This window comes from Agrobacterium sp. 22-223-1 (genome assembly GCF_053522385.1).
In genome coordinates this window covers 1559686-1586038 of the sequence record NZ_JBNWCN010000001.1, presented here as the reverse complement: position 1 = coordinate 1586038, position 26353 = coordinate 1559686, and the positions used below count along the sequence as shown (strand labels likewise).

Here is a 26353-nt window from a genome sequence, read left to right as displayed (position 1 = left end):
CAAAGCCGATGCTTGGAGCTATAAGCCGCTCAATTTTTCGAGGCGGCCGCGCGACGTCGCGCGGGCGAGAAAAGGGTGAGAACATGGCACAGAATTGGACCCCCGGCAGCTGGCGGCAGAAACCGATCCAGCAGGTTCCCGAATATCCGGATGCGGCAGCGCTTGCGGCAACGGAAGCCACGCTTGCGACCTATCCGCCCCTGGTCTTTGCCGGTGAAGCACGCCGCTTGAAAAAACAGCTTGCCAACGTGGCGGAAGGCAACGCCTTTCTGCTGCAGGGCGGCGATTGCGCTGAAAGCTTCGCCGAACATGGCGCGGACAATATCCGCGACTTCTTCCGCGCCTTCCTGCAGATGGCCGTCGTGCTGACCTATGGCGCGCAGCTGCCCGTCGTGAAGGTCGGCCGCATTGCCGGTCAGTTCGCCAAGCCGCGTTCTTCCAACGTGGAAGCGCAGGATGGCGTGACGCTGCCGTCTTACCGCGGCGACATCATTAATGGCATCGAATTCAACGAGGCCTCGCGCATTCCGAACCCGGAGCGGCAGCTTGACGCCTACCGCCAGTCGGCGGCGACGCTGAACCTGCTCCGCGCTTTCGCGATGGGCGGTTACGCCAACCTCGAAAACGTTCACCAGTGGATGCTCGGCTTCATCAAGGACAGCCCGCAGGCGGACCGTTACCGCAAGCTGGCCGACCGTATTTCCGAGACCATGGATTTCATGAAGGCGATCGGGATCACGGCGGAGAGCAATCCGAGCCTGCGCGAGACCGACTTCTTCACCAGCCATGAGGCGCTGCTTCTCGGCTACGAAGAGGCGCTTACCCGCGTCGATTCCACCTCCGGCGACTGGTACGCCACCTCGGGCCACATGATCTGGATCGGCGACCGCACGCGCCAGCTCGATCATGCGCATGTGGAATATTTCCGTGGCATCAAGAACCCGATCGGCCTGAAATGTGGTCCGTCGCTGACGCCCGACAATCTGATCGAGCTGATCGATGCGCTGAACCCGGCGAACGAGGCCGGACGCCTGACGCTGATTTGCCGTTTCGGCCATGACAAGGTGGCGGACAGCCTGCCGAAGCTCATCCGTGCGGTTGAGAAGGAAGGCCGCAAAGTCGTCTGGTCCTGCGATCCGATGCATGGCAACACGATCACGCTCAACCACTACAAGACGCGTCCTTTCGAGCGCATCCTGTCGGAAGTCGAAAGCTTCTTCCAGATCCACCGCGCCGAAGGCACGCATCCGGGCGGCATCCATATCGAGATGACCGGCAAGGACGTGACGGAATGCACGGGCGGCGCGCGCGCCGTGACGGCGGATTCGCTGTCCGACCGTTACCACACCCATTGCGATCCGCGCCTCAATGCCGATCAGGCGCTGGAACTGGCGTTCCTGCTGTCCGAGCGCATGAAGAGCGGCCGCGATGAAAAGCGTCTGGCAATCGCCAACGCCTGATCTGACACCATAAACAAAAAAGCCGCCGGGAGACCCTCCGGCGGCTTTTTCATGCGCGGTACTGAATTATTGCACCAGCGCCGGCTGCTGGCAGCGGACATCCGTGACCCGCACATCGGCTTCGCCGATCTTGACGCCGAGAACCAGAAGCACGTTGTAGAGCAGCTGATCGACCGGAGCGGTGACTGCCGCAAGCGTGTTGGCAAGCGCCGACTGAATGCCCGCCAGGCCTCCCAAATCCAGGTTGAGGAAGAGAAGCCTGATATCCAGGTTGAGGTTCTTCAGCAGTGAACTGACAAGAGTGGTGACGGTGTCCTTGGTGGAGACACTCTTGATCTTGGCCTGGGTAATATCGGACTGCGTGAAGGTCAGTTTGGTTTTGGTCATATTGGTGGCATTGATGAGGGCGCTGCCATTGATGGCGAGCAGCGCCGAGTCCACGATTGCGGCCTTGGTGACGCGCGGGTCCCTGCCGAAATTGGCAAAGGCTGTGGTATCGACATTGCCAAGGGCGATTTCGACGATCCCGGGAACGACCTCGACATCGACGGTGCCCTGTCCGCCGCCCGTGCAGCGAATATCGGCAAGCCGCGCTTCGGCATGGGCGACTTCCACATAAAGCGGGAGATTGACCTTGAGGCCGGCAATGGCCTGAAGCCCGTCCACCACGACGCTGACCGCAAGACGGGTCTGTGCGGTGCGCACCACGGTGCCCTGACCGCCGACGGCGAGCGACGGCGTTTCGACCGGCGGTTCACCGATGGCGAGTGTCGCTTTGACCGAGGCGAGGCCGAGAAGATTGGCGTTGATATTAAGCCCCAGCTGGTTGCCGCCATTGCCCGCCACGGCGGCGGCATTGATGAGATCGAAGACGCCGGCGGTGACCTTGAGGTTTTCGCCCGTACCGATCAGCTTGTCCGAGAACGGGCCGAGATTGAGTATCTCCTCGAGCTTGATCTTGACGTTGCTCTTGTTGACGGTTTTTTGCAGCGTATTCAAAATGTTGACGACCGCCGGCTGCAACCCCGTGGTTTTCGTCAGCACGTCGAGGAATTTGCCGTAGCTGATTTCCGTTTTCAGAACATCCTTATAGGTGCCGGCGGTGAGGTTGAGATCGATGGCCAGCGCCTCGACGATCTTGAGCGCATTGACATCGGCGGCGAGAAGCGCCTGATAATCCATGAGTTTCAATGAAACCGTGGTGCCGAGCAGACCGCCGAGCAGGCTGTTGAGAATTCCCTCATCGAGGCTGGCGAGGCGCGATCCCACCGAAAATGCCGCGATCCTTTGGGACGAGGCCGTTCCGACCGCCGAGACCTTTGGCGGCTTGGTGAAGGCGGAAGCGAAGAATATCTGGCCCTGTTCAACGATGTTCACCTTTATCGCATTGGTGGGCAGGGCGTTATCGACGAAACGCTGGCCGACCGGGACTGTCGCATCCGGCTCGTAATGACCCTTGATGACCTCGGCATAACCCTTGCTGTTGGCGAATTCATTCAGCGGGTCGAAGGGTTGCAGGCCCTTTTCGGTCAAAAGTCCCTGGGCCGTCCTGACACCGAGATCCATGCCATTGAGGGCGAAATATTGCTGAACCGCCTTTTCGGCGTCCGCGGCGTTTGCTGCCGCCGATATGGCTGCGAGATCGGCGGTCTGCTGCAATTGCCGTTTTTGCAATGTCAGATAACCGTAGTCGACGCCGAGCGCCAATATGCCGATGAAGAGCGGTGCGGTGAGCCCCGCCGAAATGGCGATGTTGCCCGTTTTATCCTTGAGGAAGCGGGGAAGCAGGGAATGAAAATCTCGCATGTCATGCTCCTCCGATCCGGATGGTGGAAAAACGCCGGATGACCGGCTCGGGCAGGGTGTAGCTGTAGAGGCTCCAGATCGGCAGATCGCGGGCGTCATATTCGACCTTCACGGTGAACTGGTTGGCATTGGCGGGATCCGTCGCGACATCGACGGTGAAGCGGCTCTTGTCCATGAAGGCGTAGCTGAGGTCGCTTTTGGTGACGAAATCCCGGGCAAGCTGCTGGCGCTCGGTCGTATTGAGGCCGGCAACCGCCGTCCGCGCCGCGTCTGCGGCGATCTGCTGCACCGAATAGGCCGCCATCAGATAAATGCCGTAGGCGATCATGGTGAGCAGGACGAGAAAGAATATCGGTGCGACGATGGCGAACTCGACAGCAGACGAGCCAGATCTATCGCGAAAGAAACGCACTCCATTAAACATAAAGCACCCCCGTTCCTTCAGGCATCAAGGTTCGATGCCTTGATTTATTATTTTCGGAAATGCTAATTTATAGGTGTTAATTTTGTGTTGATGCCGCTCCTGTGGGTTGCAGCTCTTCTTAAACTTTCGCGTCTACTTCAGATCAACCGAAGGCCTTTGAAACTGGCGTGGCCGTCCTTGCCGATGATGATGTGGTCGTGGACGGCGATGCCGAGCGGCTTTGCCGTATCGATGATGGTCTTGGTCATCTCGATATCGGCGCGCGAAGGCGTTGGGTCTCCACTTGGATGATTGTGGATTAAAATCAAGGCGGTAGATGAAAGTTCAAGGGCGCGGCGCACGACCTCGCGCGGGTAGACCGGCGTGTGATCCACGGTTCCCTGGCCCTGCACCTCATCGGCGATCAGGACGTTGCGCTTGTCGAGGAACAGGACGCGGAACTGTTCGCGCGTTTCATGGGCCATGGCGGCGTGGCAATAATCGATGACCGAGGACCAGGAGCCGAGCACCTGCTTGTTGCGGATCTCGCTTTTCAGCATGCGCTGGGAAACGGAGGCGACGAGCTTCAGATCGAGCGCCACGGTTTCGCCCACGCCCTTCACCTCTTGCAACAGCGGCAAGGGCGCGCCGAGCACGCTGCCAAGCGTTCCGAAGCGGGCGATCAGGGCCTTGGCGATGGGTTTGGTATCGCGCCTCGGGATCAGCCGGAAGAGAAGAAGCTCCAGCAATTCGTAATCGGCGAGCGCCGCGTCGCCGCCATCGCGATAACGCGCCCGCAGCCGGTCGCGATGTCCATGATAATGGGCGGCATCCGTTTCCTGTTCGACGATGGCTGCCGGTCTTTTTGCGCCGCTTCGCGATTCGGCAAAAAAACCGCGCTCATCCGCTCCGTTGAACAGATCGCCTTCGCCCGCCTGAAAGCCGGGAGTTTTGGAAAGATCGGCGGAAGGCGGGGCGGGGCGTTTTGCCATAGGCGAGTCTGGCCTTATGCGGGGGGAAGCGGTGGCAGGCCCGGACGGTCGAAGCCGCCGGGCGACAGTGTGAAGATTTCGCAGCCGGTGGCCGTGACGCCGACGGCATGTTCATATTGGGCGGAGAGCGACCGGTCGCGAGTTACCGCCGTCCAGCCGTCGGAAAGCACCTTCACATGCGGTTTGCCGAGATTGATCATCGGCTCGATGGTGAAGATCATGCCTTCGCGGATTTCCGGCCCTTCGTCCGGGCGGCCGTAATGCAGGATGTTCGGCGTGTCGTGGAACAGGCGTCCGACGCCATGGCCGCAGAAATCGCGCACGACAGAGCAGCGCTCCGCTTCCGCATAGGCCTGGATCGCCGCGCCGATTGCGCCGGTGCGCACGCCGGGCTTCACCGCCGCGATGCCGCGCAGCAGGCATTCATAGGTCACTTCCATCAGCCGCTCGGCGGCGCGCTTGATCTGGCCGACCGGATACATGCGGCTTGAATCGCCATGCCAGCCATCCAGCACATAGGTCACATCGATATTGACGATATCGCCGTCGCGCAGCGGCTTTTCGTCTGGAATGCCGTGGCAGACCACATGGTTGATCGAGGTGCAGACGGATTTCGTATAACCGCGATAATTTAGTGTTGCCGGCAGCGCGCCGTGGTCGGCGCCAAACTCGAAGACGAAACGATCGATGGCATCCGTGGTGACGCCCGGCTTGACGATTGCCGCAAGTTCATCGAGGCAGCGCGCCGTCAGCTGGCACGCCTTGCGCATGCCGTCGAAGTCCTCAGAGTTATAGAGGCGGATGACGCCGGTATTCTTGAGGGGGGCGGAGGCTGCGTCGATATAGGTGACCATCTTGGTGCTTTCTGTCTCTTTACGTCCCTGTTCATAAAACAGCCGGACGCCATTCGTCCATCTTAACCGTTCCGCTGACCGAAATTTGTGCCGGGGAGACCGTGCATTTCACCGCATAGGCCTCCACGCCGCGCGCCATCGCCCGCTGAAACGCCAGCGCATAGACGGGATCGAGATCGTCGCAGATGCGCATCCGGTCGCAATCGTCGCGCTGGATGAGATAGAGCATCACCGAACGGTAACCTGCTTCCGCAGCGTCACCCAGTTCCTCCAGATGTTTCGCACCGCGTTTGGTGGCGGTATCGGGAAATTCGGCGAGGCCTTGCTCGCGCATGAAATGCACGTTCTTGACTTCCACATAGGCGTCCGGCCGGCCGGGCTCGGACAGCAGGAAATCGATGCGGGAATTGCGGCCGTATTTCTGTTCGCGGCGGATTGTCGAATAGCCGCCGAGTTCCGGAATACGGCCGTTCAGGATCGCTTCTTCCGCCAGCCGGTTCGGCATGCCGGTATTGATGCCGACCGTGGTGCCATCAGCCTCGACCATTTCCAGCATGTGCCGGTACTTGCGGGTGGGGCTGTCATGTTCCGACAGCCATATGCGGGAGCCCGGAGCCGTGAGCCCGCGCATGGAGCCGGTATTGGGGCAGGAACCGGTGATCGCGGTGCCGTCTTCCAGAACGGCATCGAACAGGAAGCGTTTGTAGCGGGCGATCAGCGTGGCGGGAGTAAGCGGGGGTGTGAAGAACATGTGGCCTGAAAGGTGAGAAATGATGGAGGGTCAGGAAAGGACATAGGTTCCCGGCGCATCGCCGAGCACGGGACGCTTGCCGTCCTCCGGTTTTCGCGCCTTTACCTTCTCGCCATCCTGGCTTTCGATCCAGTTCTGCCAGTGCACCCACCAGGAGCCCTTGTGCGGGGTGGCGGCCGCTTGCCAGCCGTCGAAGTCTCCGGCCGGTGACGGGCCTGTCCAATATTGGTATTTTTCAAGCTGCGGCGGGTTGATGACGCCGGCTATGTGGCCGGATGCGCCGAGCACGAATTCCACCGGCCCGCCGAACAGCGCAGCACCCGTGAATACCGATTTCGCCGGGGCGATATGGTCGTCGCGGGTGGCAAGGTCATAGACCGGGATTTTGATGTCGCCGAGATTGATCCGCTTGCCGGCGACCCGCATCAGCCCGCGGGCGAGGTTGTTCTCGAGGTAACAATTGCGCAGATAAAAAGAGTGGCTGGCGGCCGTCACCCGGGTCGAATCGGAGTTCCAGTAGAGCAGGTCGAAGGGCAGGGGCTCGGCGCCGCGCAGGTAGTTATCGACCACATAGGGCCAGATGAGATCGGAGGCGCGCAGCATGTTGAAGACGGTCGCCATGATCGAACCGTCGAGATAACCGACCGCCTGCATGTGCTTGTCCAGCGCCGCAAGCTGGCCTTCGTCTATGAAGACCTTGAGATCGCCGGCATGGATGAAATCGGTCTGGGCGGCCAATAGCGTGGCGCTGCGGATGCGCTCATCGCCTTCCTGCGCATGCAGCGCCAGCGCCGAGGATAAAAGAGTGCCGCCGACGCAATAACCGATGGCGTTGATTTCTTTTTCGCCAGTCCGCTCCTCGATGGTATCCAGCGCAAAATCGATGCCTTCGCAGACGTAATCGTCCCAGCCCTTGTCGGCGAGGCGGGCATCGGGGTTAATCCAGGAGACCATGAAGACGCTGTGGCCCTGCTCGAGGCACCAGCCGACGAAGGATTTCTGTGGGTTGAGATCGAGGATGTAGAATTTGTTGATCCATGGCGGCACGATCAGCAAAGGCCGTTTGAAGGCCTTCTGCGTCGTCGGCGCATAGTGGATGATTTCGCAGAGCGGGCTTTTCGCCACCACTTTGCCCGGCGTGACGGCGATATTCTGGCCGATGACGAATTTGCTGTAATCGGTCTGGCGCAGTTTCAGGTGGCCGTTGCCGGCCGCGACATCTTCCGCCAGCTGCGCCATGCCCTTGACGAGATTGGCGCCGCTGGAGGCGACCGTTTCGCGGAAGACCTGCGGATTGGTGAAGACGAAATTGGCCGGCGAAAGGGCCTCCGTCACCTGGCGCATGTAAAACAGCGCCTTGGTGCGGGTATGTTCGTCCAGCCCGTCTGCCTCCGTCACCATCCGGTCGGCGAAACCGACGGTGGTCTGGTAGGCCTTCAGGAGAAAATCGAAGAACGGATTGGCCTGCCAGTCGGCATCGGCAAAACGCCTGCTCCTGCGTTCCGCAGGGCCGCTTTCGGCGGGTTTTTCCGGGGCCGAATCGGCATCGCCGGAAAACTGCGCCACCGATTTCGCCCAGAGATCGTAATAGCTGGAAAGCAGATGGGTCTGCGCCTCGAGCGAGCGCTTCGGTTCGGCCATCCAGTATTCGGCGACATCGGAGAGCGTCTTGACGAGATCGGTTACCGGATCGGCGCTGGTCTGGGGAATCTCACCGCGTTCGCGCGGCGCCAGCCACTCGGATGCGGCCTTGCCGAGATTTTCGAGCGCACGGGCGATATTGATCGCGAAGGTTTCCGGGTCGCGGATCAGGTAGGCCTCGGCGGAGCTGGCGTCGAAGCCGGGCGTTTTGTCGCCCTTTTTCGTGTCCCCGCCGTCAACACCTGCCATGCAACATCCTCCACCAAATTTGTGTTTGCACATTCTGCATGAAAACGAATACAAGTTCCACCAGCAAGGGGAGGCGGCAAAGCGCCGAACCGTGGTCGAATTCGATATCGGCAGATATCCTTACAGGCGGAACATGACGATGGGCAAGCACATGGGCACATGGGGAACATATGCGGAAAATGCGGCAAGAATCGCTGTGCTTTCGCTCTCCGGCGCAATGCTCGCCGCCACACTTGCCGCCTGCAAGGCTCCGGAGCCGATCGTCGCGCCCGCCCATATGCGCCGCCCGACGGCCGAAATCGTCGGCCCGCGCCCGGTCAGCGACACTGCGGTGAGCCAGAAGCGCGACACCGGCACCTATCCGACCTTTTCGCAGCCGCTGACGGCCGCTGGCACCCAGATGGGCGAGGATGAGGCCTCCACCATGGAATCGAGCCTGTCGCGGCTCGGTGCGGCACGGCGCAACGGCCAGATTTCGGAAGCCGAATACAAGCGCCGCGTGGCGGAGCTGCGAGCGCTTGCCGAAAACCAGAAGCCGGTTGCGACGCCTGCCGCCTCGCAATAAATCCCAAATCAATACATGCTATGGCCATCGCGTATGGCAGCTTTGGCGCTATATTTTGCGAAACCGGTTTTGGTCGAAATGCGCAATCCAAAAGTGCTTTTAGTTTTTGTAGTTTTGTTGGGCGTTCTGCCTCTTGTCCTGCGCTTACTCGACGTGGGGCCGTCGATGTTTCTCGGTATATCGATCTTTGTTCTGAATATTTTAGTTTGCTTGTGGGGTGCGGCCACGCGATATCGTTTAGGGTGGCTAAGTTACGGGGTCGCCTGCGTATTCGCTTTTGTACTGGCCGGCATGTCCAGCCCTCTCTCCCTCGTCCTGTTGCTGCTTGCAGCGAAAGCCTGATTTGCTTCGACGGCTCTCTCTTGCGGGAGGAGTGGCAATCATAACCCCTTCTTTACCCTGCCTCTGAACCTTCCGCTTACCCAAGATGTTAAGCGGATGGATGAGGTTTGCCGCTTATGATGCGGCCATAACAAACAGGCCGCTGAAAAAGCGGGGCACGGGGTGAAATATCATGAAATGCATCGCCGCTTTGCTGGTTCTTGCCGGTTTTGCGCTCGCACCCGCTCAGGCGCGGGCGCCGCACATCAATTTCGGGGCACCTGCACTTCAGGGGCAGTGAGAGGCGAATTCCGTCAGTCGTTGCCGGCGGCTTCGCTCAGCACGTCGAGATCGGGCACGGTGATATGGCGATTGTTCTCGATGCGGATAATGCCTTCCTTGCGCAGCTTGGTCATTTGCCGGCTAACCGTTTCGATGGTCAGCCCGAGGAAGTCGGCGATATCGGCGCGTGAAAGCGGCAGGTCGAAGCAGGATTTGTCGTCGTTTTCCGGGTCGATATGGGTGGCGATCATGTAAAGGAAGCTGGCAACCTTTTCCTGCGCCGATTTGCGCCCCAGCGTCAGCATCCAGTCGCGCGCCTCGTCCAGTTCCTTGAGGGACTGGTTGTGGAGCTTGCGTTCCATATCGGGCACTTCGGAAACCATCCGGTCGACGACGCGGCGCGGGAAGAGACAAATCTCCACATCGGTTGCGGCTTCCGCCGTCATCTTGCTTTCCGCCATGAAGGGGCGGCCGAGAAAGTCCGGTGCGAATTGCAGGCCGACGATCTGCTGGCGGCCGTCCGACATCATTTTCGATAGCTTCACCACGCCGTTCAGGATATTGCCGTAGGAGGTGACGAGTTCGCCCTGGCCAAGAAGCTCATTGCCCGCTTCCAGTTTCTTGCGGCTGGAATGGCGGTTCAGCTCGCAAAGCTGCTGCGGCGTCAGGCTGCTGCAAAGCCCGCCATGGCGCGCCTCGCAGGAGCGACAAACGACGGGTTCTTCCGAATTGTGGATGGTCTTCTGCAGCGTGTCCATAAGCCTTTTCCAATGCTGGCTTTTTCAGGACGATTGCGACCGTGGGTGTCAAATCCGGTCTCATGCAAGGCTTTCGCCACGTAGCCGTCGCCCCTGCGTCTACTTTAGCAAGAACTTACGGTGCAATTTGATTGAAGTCAAAGTTGCAAACTGTCGCAGCCGTTACTGAAAGAGAGGAAATCGACATTTTCTTGATAAAAGGCAAATCGGGCGATGAATACCGAACTTCTTCACAAATATTCGGGTGCAGTGCCGCGTTACACGAGCTATCCGACCGCGCCGCATTTTCACGAGGGAATCGATAATGGCACCTATCGCCGCTGGCTCGGCGCGCTCGGTCACAGGAATCGCCTGTCGCTTTATCTGCATATTCCCTATTGCGACCGGCTGTGCTGGTTCTGCGCCTGCCACACCAAGAACACGCTGAAATACGAGCCGATTGCCGTTTATCTTGAAGCACTTAAGCAGGAGATTGAAGCCGTCGGCGCACTTGTTTCGCCGGATGCGGTGGTGAGTGCGGTGCATTTCGGCGGCGGCTCGCCCACCATGTTGAAGCCGGAGGACATGCAGAGCCTGATGGACTGTCTGCGGCGTCATTTCACCTTCGGCCTCGCACCCGAGATCAGCGTCGAGATGGACCCCAACGATCTGGATGACAGCCGCTACGATGCGCTTGCCGCCATCGGCATGTCGCGGGCGAGCCTCGGGGTTCAGGACTTCGATGACAAAGTGCAAAAAACCATCAACCGCATCCAGTCCTTCGAACAGACGAAAGCCGTGGTGGATGCGGTGCGGGCGAGGGGCGTTCACTCGGTCAATTGCGACATTCTTTATGGGTTGCCGTTCCAGACCTGCGGGACATTGGAAAAGACGGTGAACCAGATCGTGTCGCTCGACCCCGATCGCATCGCGCTTTTCGGTTATGCGCATGTTCCGTGGATGAAAAAACACCAGTCGCTGATCCCGGAGCACGCCCTGCCGGATATTGCCGAGCGCTACCGCCAGATGACGATGGCGGCGGAAATGCTGAAACAGGCGGGTTACGAGGCCATCGGCATCGATCACTTCGCCAAGCCGACCGATACATTATGCCAGGCCGCCGAAGCGGGCGCCCTGCGGCGGAATTTTCAGGGCTATACGACCGACACGGCCGATGCGCTGATCGGGCTTGGCGCATCGTCCATCGGCAGGCTGCCGCAGGGCTACGTGCAGAACATGGTGGCGACAGGGGAATATCAGCGAATGGTGGGCGAGGGCGGTCTTGCCGCCGTCAAGGGCATAGAGTTGTCGCAGGACGATCATCTGCGCTCGCATGTCATCGAAAGGCTGATGTGCGATTTCGCTATCGATCTTTCGCAGTTGCAGCACCGTTTCGGCAAGGTCAGCCATTCCGTGAGAGCCCAGGCGCAGCATTTTGCCGCAAGCGACAGGGACGGCGTGGTGCGGATGGACGCCGATATTTTTGCGGTGACGGAGGCTGGAAAGCCCTTCGTGCGTAACATCGCGGCAATCTTCGACGCCTATCTCGGCAATGGACGCGGCCGTCATTCGGTTGCTGTTTAGGCAACAGTTTTGGGGCAAATTTCAAAGTTACGTCACGAAACCATTGGCTTTTTTGTGCGACTTGCCTATGTGGTGCGTCAGACAGGATAATTCATACGAACGACAATAAGGATTATGGGCGTGACAGCTACATTCGACAAGGTTGCCGACATTATCGCCGAAACCAGCGAAATCGACCGCGAAACCATTACGCCGGAGAGCCACACGATCGACGATCTGGGCATCGACAGCCTCGACTTTCTTGATATCGTTTTCGCGATCGACAAGGAATTCGGCATCAAGATTCCGCTCGAGCAGTGGACGCAGGAAGTCAACGAAGGCAAGGTTTCCACCGAAGAATATTTCGTGCTGAAGAACCTTTGCGCCAAGATCGATGAATTGCGCGCAGCCAAGGGCTGATGTGACAATGCCCGCTTACAGCGGGCATTTTCTTTTGATGCCGCCTGCGGGCAAACCATGACTAACCGACCAGAGACGGGCCGGACGGATGCTGCTTGAATATTTTCAGATGATCGACAAGGTCGAGGCCGTGGACATGACGACGCGCACGTTGAAGGCGCAGTCTGTCGTTCCCGACAAAAGCCCGGTTTTCGAAGGCCACTTTCCCGGCATGCCGCTGGTTCCGGGCGTGCTTCTGATCGAGACCATGGCGCAGGCTTCCGGCATGCTGGTTCTGGCGTTTTCCGATTTTGCGTCCATGCCGTTCCTGATGTCGGTGGACGGCGCCAAGATGCGCACCTTCGTGGAGCCGGGCGCCGTTCTCGACATCGAGGCGGTGCTGGAGCATGACGGTTCCGGCTTTGCTGTTACCAAGGCGAAGATCACCTCGGATGGCAAGAAGGTCTGCGACGCGCAGCTTAAGCTCAGGACCATGCCCTTCAGCGAAATCCCGCTTGGGCCTATCGTCAAGAAGCGGGCCGAGGAAGTCGGCCTGATGGCGGCGATTGCCGCGGATGCGCAGAAATAAGCGTTTCCGTCCGTTTCGAAAGAGAGCGTTTTTCCCGCCGGCCCGGTTTTTGAGCACGAAAATCGTGGGCTCGCGACGGCGGATCAGGCCTTCACCATTGCCAATCCGCATCGCGCGCTTTATTCCGCAACGCATGAAGTGGTTGTTCGCGACCGCTGTTGGATAGCCGTGACCGTTTCGACGGGGCCGGCTGCAAAGGATGACAGACGATGAAATCTGACAATGATGTGGTGATAACAGGGGTCGGCATCGTGACCTGTCACGGCGTCGGCAGCCAGGCGCATGTGGCGCTTCTTTCCGGAACCGCCGTGCCGGAGCCGGTGGTCGAGACCGAAAAGTTCAAGCCCTATCCGGTCCATCCCATGCCGGAGATCGACTGGTCCGCGCAGATCGCCAAGCGCGGCGACCAGCGCCAGATGGAAAACTGGCAGCGCCTCGGTGTTTTCGCCGCCGGTCTCGCACTCGACGATGCCGGGCTGAAGGAAGATGCCGAAGCCTGCGCCACCATGGACATGATCGTTGCCGCCGGCGGCGGTGAGCGCGACATCAATGTCGATACGCTGATCGTCGACGAAGCGCTGAAGCGCAATGACCGCGAAAAGCTGCTCAACGAGAAGCTGACGACCGAGCTGCGCCCGACGCTGTTTCTCGCCCAGCTTTCCAACCTGATGGCCGGCAATATTTCCATCGTGCACAAGGTTACCGGCTCTTCCCGCACCTTCATGGGCGAGGAAGCGGCCGGCATTTCCGCCGTTGAAACTGCGTTCCACCGCATCCGCTCCGGCGAATCGAGCCATGCGCTGGTGGGTGGCGCTTTCTCGGCGGAACGTCCCGACATGATCCTGCTGTTTGAGGCCATCGGCGCACATGCGCAGGGCGGCTGGCAGCCGCTGTGGTCGCGCGAGGGCCAGGAAGGCGGCGGCATGGTTTCCGGTTCGCTCGGTGCCTTCCTGGTGCTGGAATCGCGCAAGCACGCCAGCGAGCGCGGCGCGCGCATTTATGCCCGCATCGACGCCATCGAGGGCGACCGCGGCAGCCGCGACGAAGGCAAGATGGAAAAGCGCATGGAGCGGCTGCTTGCACCCGCCAAGGACAGCGCGGCGACCGTCGTATTTTCCGGCGCGAGCGGTTATGACGGCGTGACGGCCCGCGAGAAGGACATTCTCGAAAAGGCCCTGCCGAATGCCGTCATTCGCGGTTTTGGCGGCGTCACCGGTCATGGGCTGGAAGCACAGTTCCCGCTCGGCCTGGCGCTTGCCGCGCTGACGCTTGAAAGCGGCGCGAAGGTGCCTACCTTCGATGCGGCTGAGGAAAAGCCCATGGGCGAGGCGGCCAGCGAAGCCGTCGTCACCACCGTCGGCCATGTGCGCGGCGAAGGTGTCGCCGTTCTGTCCCGCGACGTTTGAGGAGAAAGACCATGACTTCCAATTTCAGGGATCATCTCGGTCGTCCCATCGTCGCCGTCACCGGCATGGGCATCATCACCTCGCTCGGGCAGGGGCTTGCCGATAATTGGGCGGCGCTGACATCGGGCAAATCGGGCATTCACAAGATCACCCGTTTCCCGACCGAGGGGCTTTCGACCCGCATCAGCGGCACAGTGGATTTCATCGATATCCCGGTTCCGAATTCCGTCGAGCGTTCCTATGCCTTCGCGCGCGAAACCACCATCGAAGCGCTGGCGCAGGCCGGTATCTCCGGCGATTTCGACGGCCCGCTGTTTCTCGCAGCGCCGCCTATCGAGCCGGAATGGAGCGCCCGTTTCGAGCTTGCCGACCGGTCTCCGCCGGCCGCCCAGCCGGGTGACGCCTATGAGCGGTTCCTGACGGCCTTCCGCCAGCGTCCCGACCCGGCATTCCAGGAAGCTGCCCTGTTCGGCGCGATTTCCGAGCGTCTTTCCGACCGTTTTGGCACGCGCGGCCTGCCTGTCACGCTGTCTACGGCCTGTGCATCGGGCGCGACCGCGATCCAGCTCGGCGTCGAGGCCATCCGCCAGGGCCGCACCGAGCGGGCGCTGACGGTCGCCACCGACGGTTCGGTCAGTGCCGAGGCGCTCATTCGCTTCTCGCTTCTCTCCGCGCTTTCGACCCAGAACGACCCGCCGGAAAAGGCCTCCAAGCCGTTCAGCAAGGACCGCGACGGTTTCGTGATCGCCGAAGGTGCGGCGACGCTGGTGCTGGAATCGCTGGAAGCTGCGGTTGCACGCGGTGCGAAGGTGCTCGGCATCATCAAAGGTGCGGGCGAAAAGGCCGACAGCTTCCACCGCACGCGGTCTTCGCCCGATGGCGGCCCGGCGATTGCGACGATCCGTGCGGCGCTTGCCGATGCGGGCGTGGCAGAAAGCGATATCGGTTACATCAACGCCCACGGCACCTCGACGCCGGAAAACGACAAGATGGAATATGGCTCCATGCTCGCCGTCTTCGGTGAGGGCCTGAAGGATATTCCGCTATCGTCCAACAAGTCGATGATCGGCCATACCCTGACCGCAGCAGGCGCCGTGGAAGCGGTGTTCTCGCTGCAGACCATGCTGACCGGCACCCTGCCGCCGACGATCAACTACAACAATCCCGATCCGACCATCACGCTCGACGTGGTGCCGAATGTGAAGCGGGATGCTCAGGTGAGTGCGGTTCTGTCCAACTCCTTCGGGTTCGGCGGGCAGAATGCAAGCCTTGTCATGACGCGGGAACCGGCTTAACCGGTTTCGCCATCAACAGGAGCGTTTCCGCGGCAATTGCGGAAATGCTCTCGCTTCTTTGATTACGCATTCCGGCCGCAAAACGGTTACAGAGTTTTGCGGGAATAGCTTTTAGATAACGCCCCCAGATAAACGCCCCTGGGCGAAGGACTGATATATGCGCGCTCTTCAACTCGTGGACGACCGGAAGCTCGAAAAAGTGGACCTGCCCGAACCGGACGCACCGGCGCCGGGCGAGGTGACGCTGCGCGTCAAGGCCGTCGCGCTCAACCACATCGACGTATGGGGCTGGCGCGGCATGGCTTTTGCCAAGCGCAAGATGCCGCTCACCATCGGTGCCGAGGCTTCGGGCGTGGTCGAAGCCATCGGTCCGGGCGTTTCGAACGTGCTGCCCGGCCAACTCGTGTCGATCTACGGCGCGCGCACCTGCGGGCTGTGCAAGCCGTGTCGCGAAGGCCGTGACAATCTGTGCGAACATGTTCAGGGCGTGCACGGTTTCCACCTTGACGGTTTCGCGCAGGAAAAGATCAATATTCCCGCCCGCCAGCTGGTGCCCGCGCCGCATGGCGTCGATGCCGTTGCTGCGGCTCTCGCACCGGTGACCTTCGGCACCGTCGAGCACATGTTGTTCGACAATGCCAAGCTCGAGCCGGGCGAAACCATCCTCATCCATGCCGGCGGTTCCGGCATCGGCACGGCGGCGATCCAGCTTGCCAAGAAGATGGGCTGCACCGTCATCACCACAGTCGGTTCCGACGACAAGATCGAACGGGCGAAGGCGCTGGGCGCCGACCACGTCATCAACTACCGGACCGACCGTTTCGAAGGCGTCGTGCGCAAGCTGACGAAGAAGAAGGGCGTCGACGTCGTGTTCGAACATGTCGGCAAGGACACCTGGGCGGGTTCGATGTTCTCGCTGAAGCGCGGCGGCCGTCTCGTCACCTGCGGCTCCACGTCGGGCGTTTCCACCGATATCAACCTGATGATGCTGTTCCAGCAGCAGCTGAAGCTGCTCGGCTCCTTCGGTTGCCGCATGGAAAACATGGCCAACGCCATGCAGAAGATGGCGCGCGGCATCGTTCATCCCGTCATCGACACCGAAGTGACCTTCGACGATATCGACCGGGCGCTGGAGCGCATGGAGACGCGCCAGGTGTTCGGCAAGATCGTTCTGCGAATGGACTGAGCATCTTGAAGCTGTACCTGACACGGATTGTCCTGAAACTGGACCACTTCCGGCAGTGGCTGATTGCGACATTCGCCTTCGGCCTCCTCAATCTGCTGAAGCTTTTTCCCGCCGATGCGGGCATTCGCGCCGCCGACCGGCTGGCGCGCTGGGTGGGGCCGAAAACCGGCCGCCACAAGCTGATGCTCCATAATCTGGCGCGCGCCTTTCCGGAGAAATCCGAGGAGGAGCGGCTTGAGATCGCCATGGACAGCTGGGCCAATATGGGCCGGCTTGCGGCGGAATATGTGTTTCTCGACCGGCTGTTCGATTTCGATCCGGAAAAGAACGAACCGGGCCGCATCGAGGTCGAGGGCATCCCCACCTTCCTCGAGCTGCGCGACAATCCGCGGCCCTTCATCGTCTTTACCGCCCATAGCGGCAATTTCGAATTGCTGCCGGTGGCCGGCTCGGCTTTCGGTCTCGATGTAACGGTGCTGTTCCGTCCGCCGAACAATCCTTTCGTGGCCGACAAGGTGTTCAATTTCCGCAAGGAGCGCATGGGCAATCTCGTGCCGTCGCACGCCGGTTCCTCTTTCGCGCTTGCGCGGCAGCTGGAAAAGGGCGGCGGTGTCGGCGTGCTCGTCGACCAGAAGTTCGGCAAGGGTCTGACGACGAAGTTCTTTGGCCTTGAAGTTCGCACCAATCCGCTGCTTGCCAAGCTGGTGCGGCAGTTCAACTGCGATGTCTATCCGGCCCGTTGCGTGCGTCTTCCCGACAATCGCTACAGGCTGGAAATAGAGCCCAAGGTTGAAATTCCGCGCGATGAAAAGGGCAATGTCGACATTCAGGCGACGGCGCAGCTTCTGAACGACAAGGTGGAAAGCTGGGTGCGCGAATACCCCGGACAATGGCTGTGGTATCACGACCGCTGGGACGTGAAGCACCAGATTTGAGGTGACTGCCGTGCGGCCGGATTTTCCGCGACTTTCACGAAATTCGGCCGGGAAACCATGCGTTTCGGTGTTTTTCCATATTAGCGGAACCTCATTTTTCGTTCATGGATTATCGAAATTGAAAAATTGGCGGCTGCTGTGATATTTTGGACATCAATCCTCGCGGCGTTCCTGCGTTTCGTTACGTCATTTTTAAGCGCAAAGACGCTATAATCAGGGGGCAAAGGGTTAATCCGTTCGCATTGGGAACCGGGTTATGCCCGTTCAGGGAGAGTTGGGTTGAAAGATTTGATTGAGTTGTTCTGGCTGCGTTATACGGAACTGCAATCTGCCGTTGGTAAAAACGAAGCCGACAAGATCGCAGTGCTGGAGCGCGAACTGGAGCAGCTTCTCGAGCGGGTCGTCGGGCGTCAGACTGAAAACTCCGAGGATATTCGCGAACAGTTCCGTTTCGCCATCGACCTCCTGAACCACGAGGCGGAGGATCTCGGCTGCGTGCAGCGCAATTCCGAGCTTCTGAGAACCCTGGTCGACCGTTATGTCGGCATGCCGCCCAAGGCCAAGGTCATCGGTGACGAGGACGAGGACACCCTGGAATGGCATCACCGCCATCTGATCCTCGATGAGGACATGCTCAACGATCTGGACGAGCCGGTGGTCATCGTTTCTCCCGGCTACCGCGTGTCCTTTGCCAATGCGCTTGACGCTTTCCAGCGTAATGCGCCGGAAGGGCTCGTCGGCTGCCACATTGCCGAACTCGTCGGCGTCCACCGCTTCCAGAACGACCTTCGGGAAAAACTCGACAATTGCTTCAAGGGCGATACGTCGAAATATACCTATGCGGAAGATCAGAACGGCCGGACGATCGTGAAGTCGCTGGAAATGTCCCCCTGCTATTCCTCCGCCTACAAGCTCGTCGGCGCCATGGTGGTGATCCGGGAAATTGCCGATCGCAGACGTCGCGCCACGGCGTGACGTCACCGCTGGTCTCTGACGACACTCTCCCGGCTTTGCCGTTTCCTGCTATTTCGGGAACACGGTTTCCCATATCGCGGCGATGGACCATGCGGATGATGCATCCGCAAGGAGCTTCGTCGCCATGGCCAGGCAGGAAAGCACCAGCAGCGGGCGGATGATCTTCGCGCCGTTCTTCATGGCGAAGCGGGAGCCGATCTGTGCGCCGATGAACTGGCCGACGCCCATGGCGAGGCCGAGCTTCCACAAAACCGCACCACCTATCGCAAACACAACGAAACCGCCGAAGTTCGAGCCGAGATTCAGAAGCTTGGTGTGGGCGGTTGCCTTCAACATGCCGAAACCGGCAAGCGCCACGAAGGCGAGCATGTAGAAGGATCCCGCGCCGGGGCCGAAAACACCGTCGTAGAAGCCCACCAGCGGCGCGACGGTGAAGCCGAACACGAAGGGTGTGATGCGGCGATGGCTGTCGATATCGCTGAGCTGCGGCTTGAAGGCGAAATAGATCGCAATCGCGATCAGCAGGAACGGCATGATGGTGCGCAGCAGGTCGGACGGCACGAAGGCGGCGGTGACCGCGCCGAGCCCGCCGCCAAGCATGGCCATGACGGCCATGGGCAGTTGTTCCCTCAGATTGACATGGCCGCGCCGGGCATAGGCGATGGTGGCGGAGGCAGAGCCGAACTGCGATTGCAGCTTGTTGGTGCCGAGCGTATCGAGCGGTGCAATGCCCATGATCAGCATCGCTGGAATGGTGATGAGACCGCCACCACCGGCGATGGAATCGATAAAGCCGGCAAAAATGGCGACGCAGAAGAGAACGATAAATACGTTGAGGGCGATGTCTTGCACTGGGGATATCCGGGCAGGCGGCGGGAGAGGGCTTCTTCTTTCACTGAAAAGACCGCCACGCAATATTTTTCTGCATGATATGCCGCCTGCGGGGGGATTGCGGTGTTGCCGCTTATCGTTATGTTTCCGTGGCGCGTCGCCGGCAGAAGCGGATGGCGCTTGAAGACATATGGATGAGGGCATTATGCATAAAGTGATATTCGATACGGATCCCGGTGTGGACGACGCCATGGCGCTTCTGTTCCTGCACCGTCACCCCGATATCGATCTGATCGGCGTCACCACGGTTTTCGGCAACGCCCCCATCGATATCACCACCCGCAATGCGCTCTTCCTCAAGCGGGAATGGCAGATGACCGCACCGGTTGCGAGAGGCGCCGGCGTGACTTTCGATCCCGCCCGCAAGGAAGGCCATTGGCCGACTTTCATCCACGGCGAAAACGGTCTCGGCGATATCGATATCCCTGAAAACATCGATCTGCCGCTCGATCCGCGCCCGGCGCATCGCTTCATCATCGAGACGGTGAAGGCCCATCCCGGCGAGGTGACGCTGATCGCCGTCGGCCGCATGACCAATCTGGCGCTGGCACTGCGTGAGGAACCGGATTTCGCCGCGCTGGTGAAGGAAGTGATCGTCATGGGCGGCGCCTTCGACATGAACGGCAATGTCTCGCCGGCGGCCGAGGCCAATATTCACGGCGATCCGGAAGCGGCCGATCTCGTCTTCACCGCGCCCTGGCGCGTTGTTGTCGTCGGTCTGGACGTGACGACAAAAACCGTGATGACCAGCGCCTTCATGGCGGAGATGGCAGAGGCCGGCGGCAAGCCCGTGCAGCTGCTTTCCGACCTGTCGCAATTCTATATCGATTTCTACAAGACCCGCACCGGCGACGGCATGGTGGTGCATGATAGCTGCGCCTGCGTTTATCTCGTTGCGCCGGAACTGTTTACCACCCGCAGCGGCCCGGTGCGTGTGGTCTGCGGCGGTCTTGCCGACGGCCAGACGATCCAGAAGCCGGATGGCCGCGCCTTTCCGCCGGGCGACTGGGACGGGCATCCGAGCCAGCTCATCTGCACGGATATCGAGCCGGAGCGCGTGCTTTCGGTCATCCGTGCGGCAATTGTGAAGGGTGAGCGCGGCTGAAGGGCAGGAATGGCCGTTCTTGAGCATGGCTTGCCTTGCATTTTCCAAGAATCTGGCGTTATGCAAGTTCCCTGATCATAGTGCGCGATCCGCCTTGCCGGCGGGGCTGAGAAGGCCGTGCCGGAAGGACGGGCGGATCACCGCTATGCGGCGTGGGACGAGAAAAGCCTTGTAGGTTTTCCCGTGCTTTGCGCTACAATGAATAACGCCTGCCGGGTCGGTTCGTGTCGGCGGCGTTTAACAACAAAAAACGAACCTTCGTTATGGGCCGGCAGAACCGGTCCATTCCCATGAGGAAAGAGATGGAAGAGTTTCACAAGGTCCGGCGTCTGCCGCAATACGTCTTCGAACAGGTCAACCGTTTGAAAGCGAGCGCGCGAGCGGCCGGGGCCGATATCATCGATCTCGGCATGGGCAATCCCGACCTTCCGACCCCGAAGGCCATCGTCGACAAGCTTTGCGAGGTCGTTCAGGACCCGCGCACCCATCGTTATTCCTCGTCCAAGGGCATTCCCGGCCTTCGCCGCGCGCAGGCAGCCTATTATGCCCGCCGTTTCGGCGTGAAGCTGAACCCCGACACGCAGGTCGTCGCCACGCTCGGCTCCAAGGAAGGCTTCGCCAATATGGCGCAGGCCATCACCGCGCCGGGTGACGTTATCCTGTGTCCGAACCCCACCTATCCGATCCATGCCTTCGGCTTCCTGATGGCGGGCGGGGTTATCCGTTCGATGAATGTCGAGCCGGATGACAGCTTCTTCGGACCGCTGGAGCGCGCGGTGCGCCACTCCATTCCGAAGCCGCTGGCGCTGATCGTCAATTACCCGTCGAACCCGACGGCGCATGTCGCCTCGCTGGATTTCTACAGGGACGTGATCGCCTTTGCGAAGAAGCATGAGATCATCGTGCTTTCCGACCTTGCCTATTCGGAAATCTATTTCGACGAAAACAATCCGCCGCCTTCGGTTCTCGAAGTTCCCGGCGCAATCGACGTTGCGGTGGAGTTCACCTCCATGTCGAAGACCTTCTCCATGCCCGGCTGGCGCATGGGCTTTGCCGTCGGCAACGAGCGGCTGATCGCGGCGCTGACGCGTGTGAAGTCCTATCTCGATTACGGCGCCTTCACGCCGATCCAGGTTGCGGCGACCCATGCGCTGAACGGTGACGGTTCCGACATCGCCGAAGTGCGCAATGTCTATCGCCGCCGCCGCGATGTGATGGTCGATACCTTCGGCAAGGCCGGTTTCGAAGTTCCGCCGCCGGCGGCGACGATGTTCGCCTGGGCGAAGATCCCGGAAAAATTCCGCCATCTCGGCAGCCTGGAATTCTCCAAGCTTCTGGTCGAGAAGGCAGATATCGCCGTTGCTCCCGGCATCGGCTTTGGCGAGATGGGCGACGATTACGTCCGTCTCGCGCTCGTGGAAAACGAGCATCGAATTCGTCAGGCAGCGCGCAATCTGAAGCGTTTCCTGTCGAGCGCAGACGAAACGATGCATAACGTCGTTTCGCTCAACGCCCACAGATAAGGGCAACCCAAGGCGGCCGGGTCCCGGCCGCCACCATCAACAGCAATCAGGAACATACCCATGGCAGATTCATTGAGAATCGGCATAGCGGGGCTCGGCACTGTCGGCGCTTCGCTCGTGCGCATCCTCCAGCAGAGAAGCAACGAACTTGCGATTACCTGCGGACGCGCGATTGAGATTATTGCGGTGAGCGCGCGCGACCGTTCGCGCGACCGCGGCATCGATCTCACGGGTATTACCTGGTTCGACACGCCGGAGCAGCTGGCGAGCGAAGCCGAGATCGACGTCTTCGTCGAACTGGTCGGCGGCGCTTCCGGACAGGCGGAAAATGCGGTGCGCGCCGCACTCGCACGCGGTCTCCATGTGGTGACAGCCAACAAGGCGCTGCTGGCCAAACACGGCGTCGAACTGGCGACCATTGCCGAAGACAAGGGCGCGCTTCTCAATTTCGAAGCGGCGGTGGCCGGCGGTATCCCCGTCATCAAGGCGCTGCGTGAATCCTTGACCGGCAACCATGTGTCACGCATCTACGGCATCATGAACGGCACCTGCAATTACATCCTGACCAAGATGGAGAAGGAAGGGCCGTCCTTCGAGGCCTGTCTGAAGGAAGCGCAGCGGCTGGGCTATGCCGAAGCCGATCCTGCCTTCGATATCGAGGGCAACGATACCGCCCACAAGCTCGCCATCCTGACGACGCTTGCCTTCGGCAACAAGATTTCGGCCGATGACATCTATCTGGAAGGCATCACCAATATCTCCAGCGAGGACATTCAGGCGGCCGCCGAACTCGGTTACCGCATCAAGCTTCTCGGCGTGGCGCAGGTGACCGAATCCGGCATCGAGCAGCGCGTGCATCCGACCATGGTGCCGCTCGATTCCGTTATCGCCCAGGTGGATGGCGTCACCAACGCGGTGGCGATCGAATCCGACATTCTCGGCGAATTGCTGATGGTTGGTCCGGGTGCGGGCGGCAACGCCACGGCGTCCGCCGTGCTGGGCGACATTGCCGATATCGCCAAGAGCCGTCCGGGCGCCCAGCAGGTGCCTGTTCTCGGCCGTCCGGCGAAATCGCTGACGGAATATCGCCGCGCCAAGATGAAGAGCCACGAGGGCGGTTATTTCATTCGCCTCACGGTGAAGGATCAGGCCGGCGTCTTTGCCTCCATCGCCACCCGCATGGCGGATAACAACATCTCGCTGGAATCCATCGTGCAGCGCCAGCGCGTGCATGTGGAAGGCGCGCCGCAGACCATCATCCTCGTTACCCATGCGACGATGGAAGATGCGATCCGCAAGGCGGTGAAAGCGATCAAGAACGAGAAATATCTCGTCAGCGAGCCGCAGGTCATCCGCATCGAGCGCACCTGAGACGCTTCGTTATCTTGATTTTATCGAGGGCCGCGCTTCCGGATGGAGGCGCGGTTTTTCGTTCTATGGCTGCCCGCATCGTGCCGGTAGTCTCGCGCCCATAAAATTTGGGGGGACGGCGTCGGAAGCGCTGGAAAACAAGGCGATTCGGCACTATGGTTAATCCTGTTCACCAAGCGAGGGAGGCGTGGCCGTGACATCGATCATCCTGTTCAAGGACAATAAGCGTGCAGGCGTTGCGGCCGCCCATCACCGGGCGCGGCCTCACAATGCCAATGACAATATTCGCAGCATGGAATTCGATATGGGGGAGCATGAGCGCAACTGGTGTTCGCTTGCCGTGTTCTCGCTGCTGCTGCTTGTTGGCGCGGTCTCGATCGTCAGCCCGTTTTTCTCGATTTTTTCGGTGTGAATCCTCATAAGCGCGTTTTTGCTTGAAAAACGCGCCACCGCCATTTAGCCCGTTTTAAAGCGCGATTGGGCGCATGACAGGATGAATGGACAGGATGGCAATGATGGAGCCGGCCGATACCGTGGCCCGCGCGTTTCTAAGCGTGGAGCGGTCGGCGACAGAACAGCGCTGGGTGTCGCGGCTGGATCAGGCCGGGCAGAACCGCGCGCTGGCCATGTCCCAGATCCACGCCATTCCAGAACTGATCGCACGGGTGCTTGCCGGGCGCGGTGTGGGTGTCGATGACGCCCTCGCGTTCCTCGATCCGACCATTCGTTCCCTGATGCCAGATCCGCATGTGCTGACCGATTGCGAAAAGGCCGCCGAGCGGCTGGTGCGGGCCATCGAGACAGGCGAGAAGGTGGCGATCTTTGGCGACTACGACGTCGACGGCGCTGCTTCCTCCGCTTTGATGTACCGGTTTCTCGCGCATTTCGGTCTGACACCGGAAATCTATATTCCCGACCGTATTTTCGAGGGCTATGGGCCGAACCCGGCGGCGATGCAGCAGCTTGCCGCCAATGGTGCGACGCTGATCGTGACGGTCGATTGCGGCTCCACTAGCCATGAATCGCTGAAGGCTGCCAGGGATGCGGGAACGGATGTGGTGGTGATCGACCACCATCAGGTCGGCACGGAGCTGCCGCCGGCCGTGGCGCTGGTCAATCCCAACCGCGAGGACGATCTTTCGGGGCAGGGGCATCTCTGTGCCGCCGGCGTGGTATTCCTCGTGCTGGTGGCCACCCTGCGGCTGTTGAAGGAGAGGCGGCACAGGCAGGCCTTCACGCTCGATCTGCTGTCGCTTCTCGATATCGTCGCGCTTGCCACCGTGTGCGATGTGGTGCCGCTGAAGGGGCTCAACCGCGCCTATGTGGTGAAGGGGCTGATTGCCGCGCGCCATATGAACAATGCCGGGCTCGCTGCTCTCTTCAAGAAGGCGGGGCTGGGCGGGCCGGTGACGCCCTATCATTTCGGTTTCCTGATCGGGCCGCGCATCAATGCCGGCGGCCGCATCGGCGACGCTGCGCTCGGCAGCCGTCTCCTGACCATCGACGATGCGTCGCAGGCCGAGGTCATTGCCGAGAGGCTGGATGAGCTGAACCGCGAGCGGCAGGCCATGGAAGCCGCCATGTTGGCGGAAGCAGAAGCGGAGGCGCTGTTCGAATATGGCGACGGCTCGGGTGCGGGCGTCATCGTGACTGCGCGTGAAAACTGGCATCCCGGCATTGTCGGTCTGCTCGCCTCGCGTCTGAAGGATCGCTTCCGCCGTCCCGCTTTCGCCATTGCCTTCGATCCCTCCGGCAAGGGCACCGGCTCCGGCCGTTCGATCAACGGCTTCGATATGGGGCGCATGGTGCGCGCTGCCGTGGAGGCCGGCTTGCTGGTCAAGGGCGGTGGGCATGCCATGGCGGCCGGCCTGACGGTGGAGCGCGCCAATCTCGGCAAGCTCAGGACTTTCTTCGAGGAAGCGGCGGCAAAGACCGTGAACGAGCTGGTGGAAAGCAGCGTGCTGAAGATCGACGGCGCTATCGGCGCGTCGGGCGCGACATTGCAGCTTGTCGACCAGCTGGAGCAGGCCGGTCCATATGGCTCCGGTCATTCGCAGCCCATCTTTGCCGTGCCGGCGCATCGTCTGCGCGATGTGCGGCTTGTGGGTACAGCTCACGTCAAGATCACGCTGGAGGCCATGGACGGCTCGCGACTGGACGGTATCGCGTTTCGCGCCGCAGAAGCGCCTCTGGGGCAGATGCTGCTGAATGCACGCGGCCGGAATATTCACGTCGCCGGCACCGTGGGCGCCGATCTCTGGCAGGGCCAGAGGCGCGTTCAACTGCGCGTTCTGGACGCGGCTTTCGCGCCCTGACGGGCCTTCCAGCTATCTTGGTGTTTCACCGAACACCGGCCCATGCGAATGGATGAGATGCAACGAGACTTCTTTACGCGATGCGTGAAGATTTTCGTGCAGGCAGCTGATTTCAAAGGAGAAGCAAGTGGCACGCCCTAGGGGAGTCGAACCCCTCTTTTCAGAATGAAAATCTGACGTCCTAACCGATAGACGAAGGGCGCGTGCGCTTGTGGTGTGGCGCCCTTATAGTCAGGCTCCGGTTGGTCCGCAAGCGGAAAAATTGATTTTTCTTGCTTCGTGACGAGTTTTTTTATGGAGGCCGGAAGGGCTGTGGAAAACTGCGCCAGAACTGGCCAAGGCCTTGAAATATCGCCTCTATCGCTGCGCGTCAGTAATGCCTTCATGCCTTGTGGGGGGCCGGGGACACAGTTTTCCAACCCTTAGCTGGCATAGGCTGCCGGCTGGATGAAGCGGATGCTGTGGTCGGCTGAAGGGGAAAGGCAAGCCGGGTTGATTTGCCTGTTGGCGTTTCGTCCGGCTTGCCTTCCATCGGGGGGACAGCATTCTAACGTGCCCGGCGGGAATCGGTTCCGGCGCATTGATCACGCGTGACGAATTTGCGAGCTGATGCGATGCTGTCATTTTTTTGAAGGGGAGAGAACACGAAGGCAAGTGGCACGCCCTAGGGGAGTCGAACCCCTCTTTTCAGAATGAAAATCTGACGTCCTAACCGATAGACGAAGGGCGCGTGCGCTTG

24 protein-coding genes and 2 tRNA genes are annotated in these 26353 nt (G+C 60.4%); 16 read left to right on the top strand and 10 right to left on the bottom strand.

Annotated elements, in window-relative coordinates; all coding sequences use genetic code 11:
- Positions 1–83: 83 nt before the first annotated feature.
- Positions 84–1460, top strand: coding sequence for a class II 3-deoxy-7-phosphoheptulonate synthase (locus ACQZ60_RS07875; RefSeq protein ID WP_035262011.1), 1377 nt, complete (start codon positions 84–86; stop codon positions 1458–1460).
- A gap of 66 nt (positions 1461–1526) precedes the next feature.
- Here the strand turns inward: ACQZ60_RS07875 and ACQZ60_RS07870 are convergent, their stop codons facing one another.
- The 6 genes from ACQZ60_RS07870 to ACQZ60_RS07845 all read right to left on the bottom strand — a co-directional run bounded on the left by ACQZ60_RS07870 (position 1527) and on the right by ACQZ60_RS07845 (position 8156).
- The gene (locus ACQZ60_RS07870; RefSeq protein WP_448735022.1) at positions 1527–3266 is read right to left on the bottom strand and encodes a TadG family pilus assembly protein; all 1740 of its coding nucleotides are present in this window, start codon (positions 3264–3266) and stop codon (positions 1527–1529) included.
- Between the two features lies 1 nt (position 3267).
- Entirely contained in the window at positions 3268–3690 is a 423-nt protein-coding gene (locus ACQZ60_RS07865; RefSeq protein ID WP_003524819.1) for a TadE/TadG family type IV pilus assembly protein, read from the bottom strand.
- A 137-nt stretch (positions 3691–3827) separates the two neighbouring features.
- Positions 3828–4661 (bottom strand): RadC family protein, encoded by an 834-nt coding sequence (radC, locus tag ACQZ60_RS07860; protein WP_448735021.1) that lies wholly within the window; start codon positions 4659–4661, stop codon positions 3828–3830.
- 14 nt (positions 4662–4675) lie between these two features.
- Positions 4676–5515, bottom strand: a complete 840-nt coding sequence (gene map, locus ACQZ60_RS07855) for a type I methionyl aminopeptidase (RefSeq protein ID WP_035223263.1) — start codon at positions 5513–5515, stop codon at positions 4676–4678.
- A 31-nt stretch (positions 5516–5546) separates the two neighbouring features.
- On the bottom strand, positions 5547–6266 hold the full coding sequence (gene sfsA / locus ACQZ60_RS07850) for a DNA/RNA nuclease SfsA (RefSeq protein ID WP_271046057.1): 720 nt from the start codon (positions 6264–6266) through the stop codon (positions 5547–5549).
- Between the two features lie 30 nt (positions 6267–6296).
- Positions 6297–8156 carry a PHA/PHB synthase family protein gene (locus ACQZ60_RS07845; RefSeq protein ID WP_448735020.1) on the bottom strand — a complete coding sequence of 620 codons (1860 nt, stop codon included), beginning with the start codon at positions 8154–8156 and terminating at the stop codon, positions 6297–6299.
- 25 nt (positions 8157–8181) lie between these two features.
- On the opposite strand from ACQZ60_RS07845, the gene ACQZ60_RS07840 reads away from it, so the two are divergent.
- Positions 8182–8721, top strand: a complete 540-nt coding sequence (locus tag ACQZ60_RS07840) for a hypothetical protein (RefSeq protein ID WP_425647317.1) — start codon at positions 8182–8184, stop codon at positions 8719–8721.
- Positions 8722–8754: 33 nt separating this feature from the next.
- Positions 8755–9063, top strand: a complete 309-nt coding sequence (locus ACQZ60_RS07835; protein WP_080851942.1) for a hypothetical protein — start codon at positions 8755–8757, stop codon at positions 9061–9063.
- A 293-nt stretch (positions 9064–9356) separates the two neighbouring features.
- Here ACQZ60_RS07835 and fnrN read toward each other — a convergent pair whose 3' ends face one another.
- The gene (gene fnrN / locus ACQZ60_RS07830) at positions 9357–10082 is read right to left on the bottom strand and encodes a transcriptional regulator FnrN (protein WP_080851943.1); all 726 of its coding nucleotides are present in this window, start codon (positions 10080–10082) and stop codon (positions 9357–9359) included.
- A 213-nt stretch (positions 10083–10295) separates the two neighbouring features.
- Here fnrN and hemN point away from each other — a divergent pair, with 213 nt between their 5' ends.
- The 8 genes from hemN (at position 10296) to ACQZ60_RS07790 (ending at position 18409) form a co-directional block, all read left to right on the top strand.
- Positions 10296–11645: an oxygen-independent coproporphyrinogen III oxidase gene (hemN, locus tag ACQZ60_RS07825; RefSeq protein WP_448735019.1), complete on the top strand. Its 1350-nt coding sequence runs from the start codon at positions 10296–10298 to the stop codon at positions 11643–11645.
- Between the two features lie 114 nt (positions 11646–11759).
- The gene (locus ACQZ60_RS07820) at positions 11760–12044 is read left to right on the top strand and encodes an acyl carrier protein (protein WP_003495848.1); all 285 of its coding nucleotides are present in this window, start codon (positions 11760–11762) and stop codon (positions 12042–12044) included.
- Positions 12045–12132: 88 nt separating this feature from the next.
- A complete protein-coding gene (locus ACQZ60_RS07815; protein WP_020810293.1) occupies positions 12133–12612 on the top strand; it encodes a 3-hydroxyacyl-ACP dehydratase FabZ family protein in 480 nt (159 codons plus the stop codon).
- A gap of 209 nt (positions 12613–12821) precedes the next feature.
- Positions 12822–14018: a beta-ketoacyl-ACP synthase gene (locus tag ACQZ60_RS07810; RefSeq protein WP_080851947.1), complete on the top strand. Its 1197-nt coding sequence runs from the start codon at positions 12822–12824 to the stop codon at positions 14016–14018.
- An 11-nt stretch (positions 14019–14029) separates the two neighbouring features.
- Positions 14030–15313 (top strand): beta-ketoacyl-ACP synthase, encoded by a 1284-nt coding sequence (locus tag ACQZ60_RS07805; protein WP_003524844.1) that lies wholly within the window; start codon positions 14030–14032, stop codon positions 15311–15313.
- Positions 15314–15470: 157 nt separating this feature from the next.
- A complete protein-coding gene (locus tag ACQZ60_RS07800; protein ID WP_174056829.1) occupies positions 15471–16499 on the top strand; it encodes a zinc-binding dehydrogenase in 1029 nt (342 codons plus the stop codon).
- Between the two features lie 5 nt (positions 16500–16504).
- The gene (locus ACQZ60_RS07795) at positions 16505–17434 is read left to right on the top strand and encodes a lipid A biosynthesis lauroyl acyltransferase (protein WP_423753072.1); all 930 of its coding nucleotides are present in this window, start codon (positions 16505–16507) and stop codon (positions 17432–17434) included.
- 279 nt (positions 17435–17713) lie between these two features.
- Positions 17714–18409, top strand: coding sequence for a nitrogen regulation protein NR(II) (locus tag ACQZ60_RS07790; protein ID WP_020810296.1), 696 nt, complete (start codon positions 17714–17716; stop codon positions 18407–18409).
- A gap of 48 nt (positions 18410–18457) precedes the next feature.
- Here ACQZ60_RS07790 and ACQZ60_RS07785 read toward each other — a convergent pair whose 3' ends face one another.
- Complete coding sequence (locus ACQZ60_RS07785; RefSeq protein WP_031233909.1) at positions 18458–19261, bottom strand: TSUP family transporter; 804 nt, start codon at positions 19259–19261, stop codon at positions 18458–18460.
- A 184-nt stretch (positions 19262–19445) separates the two neighbouring features.
- Here ACQZ60_RS07785 and ACQZ60_RS07780 point away from each other — a divergent pair, with 184 nt between their 5' ends.
- From ACQZ60_RS07780 to recJ, 5 genes are all read left to right on the top strand, one after another.
- Positions 19446–20405 (top strand): nucleoside hydrolase, encoded by a 960-nt coding sequence (locus ACQZ60_RS07780; RefSeq protein ID WP_031233910.1) that lies wholly within the window; start codon positions 19446–19448, stop codon positions 20403–20405.
- 302 nt (positions 20406–20707) lie between these two features.
- A complete protein-coding gene (locus ACQZ60_RS07775; protein WP_059758717.1) occupies positions 20708–21928 on the top strand; it encodes an LL-diaminopimelate aminotransferase in 1221 nt (406 codons plus the stop codon).
- Between the two features lie 60 nt (positions 21929–21988).
- Positions 21989–23299: a homoserine dehydrogenase gene (locus tag ACQZ60_RS07770; RefSeq protein WP_448735018.1), complete on the top strand. Its 1311-nt coding sequence runs from the start codon at positions 21989–21991 to the stop codon at positions 23297–23299.
- Between the two features lie 187 nt (positions 23300–23486).
- Positions 23487–23711 (top strand): hypothetical protein, encoded by a 225-nt coding sequence (locus tag ACQZ60_RS07765; RefSeq protein WP_003524853.1) that lies wholly within the window; start codon positions 23487–23489, stop codon positions 23709–23711.
- A gap of 94 nt (positions 23712–23805) precedes the next feature.
- Complete coding sequence (gene recJ / locus ACQZ60_RS07760; RefSeq protein WP_236780859.1) at positions 23806–25614, top strand: single-stranded-DNA-specific exonuclease RecJ; 1809 nt, start codon at positions 23806–23808, stop codon at positions 25612–25614.
- Between the two features lie 128 nt (positions 25615–25742).
- Here recJ and ACQZ60_RS07755 read toward each other — a convergent pair.
- A tRNA-Glu gene (locus ACQZ60_RS07755) sits at positions 25743–25817 on the bottom strand.
- 452 nt (positions 25818–26269) lie between these two features.
- Positions 26270–26344, bottom strand: a tRNA-Glu gene (locus tag ACQZ60_RS07750).
- Positions 26345–26353 lie beyond the last annotated feature (9 nt).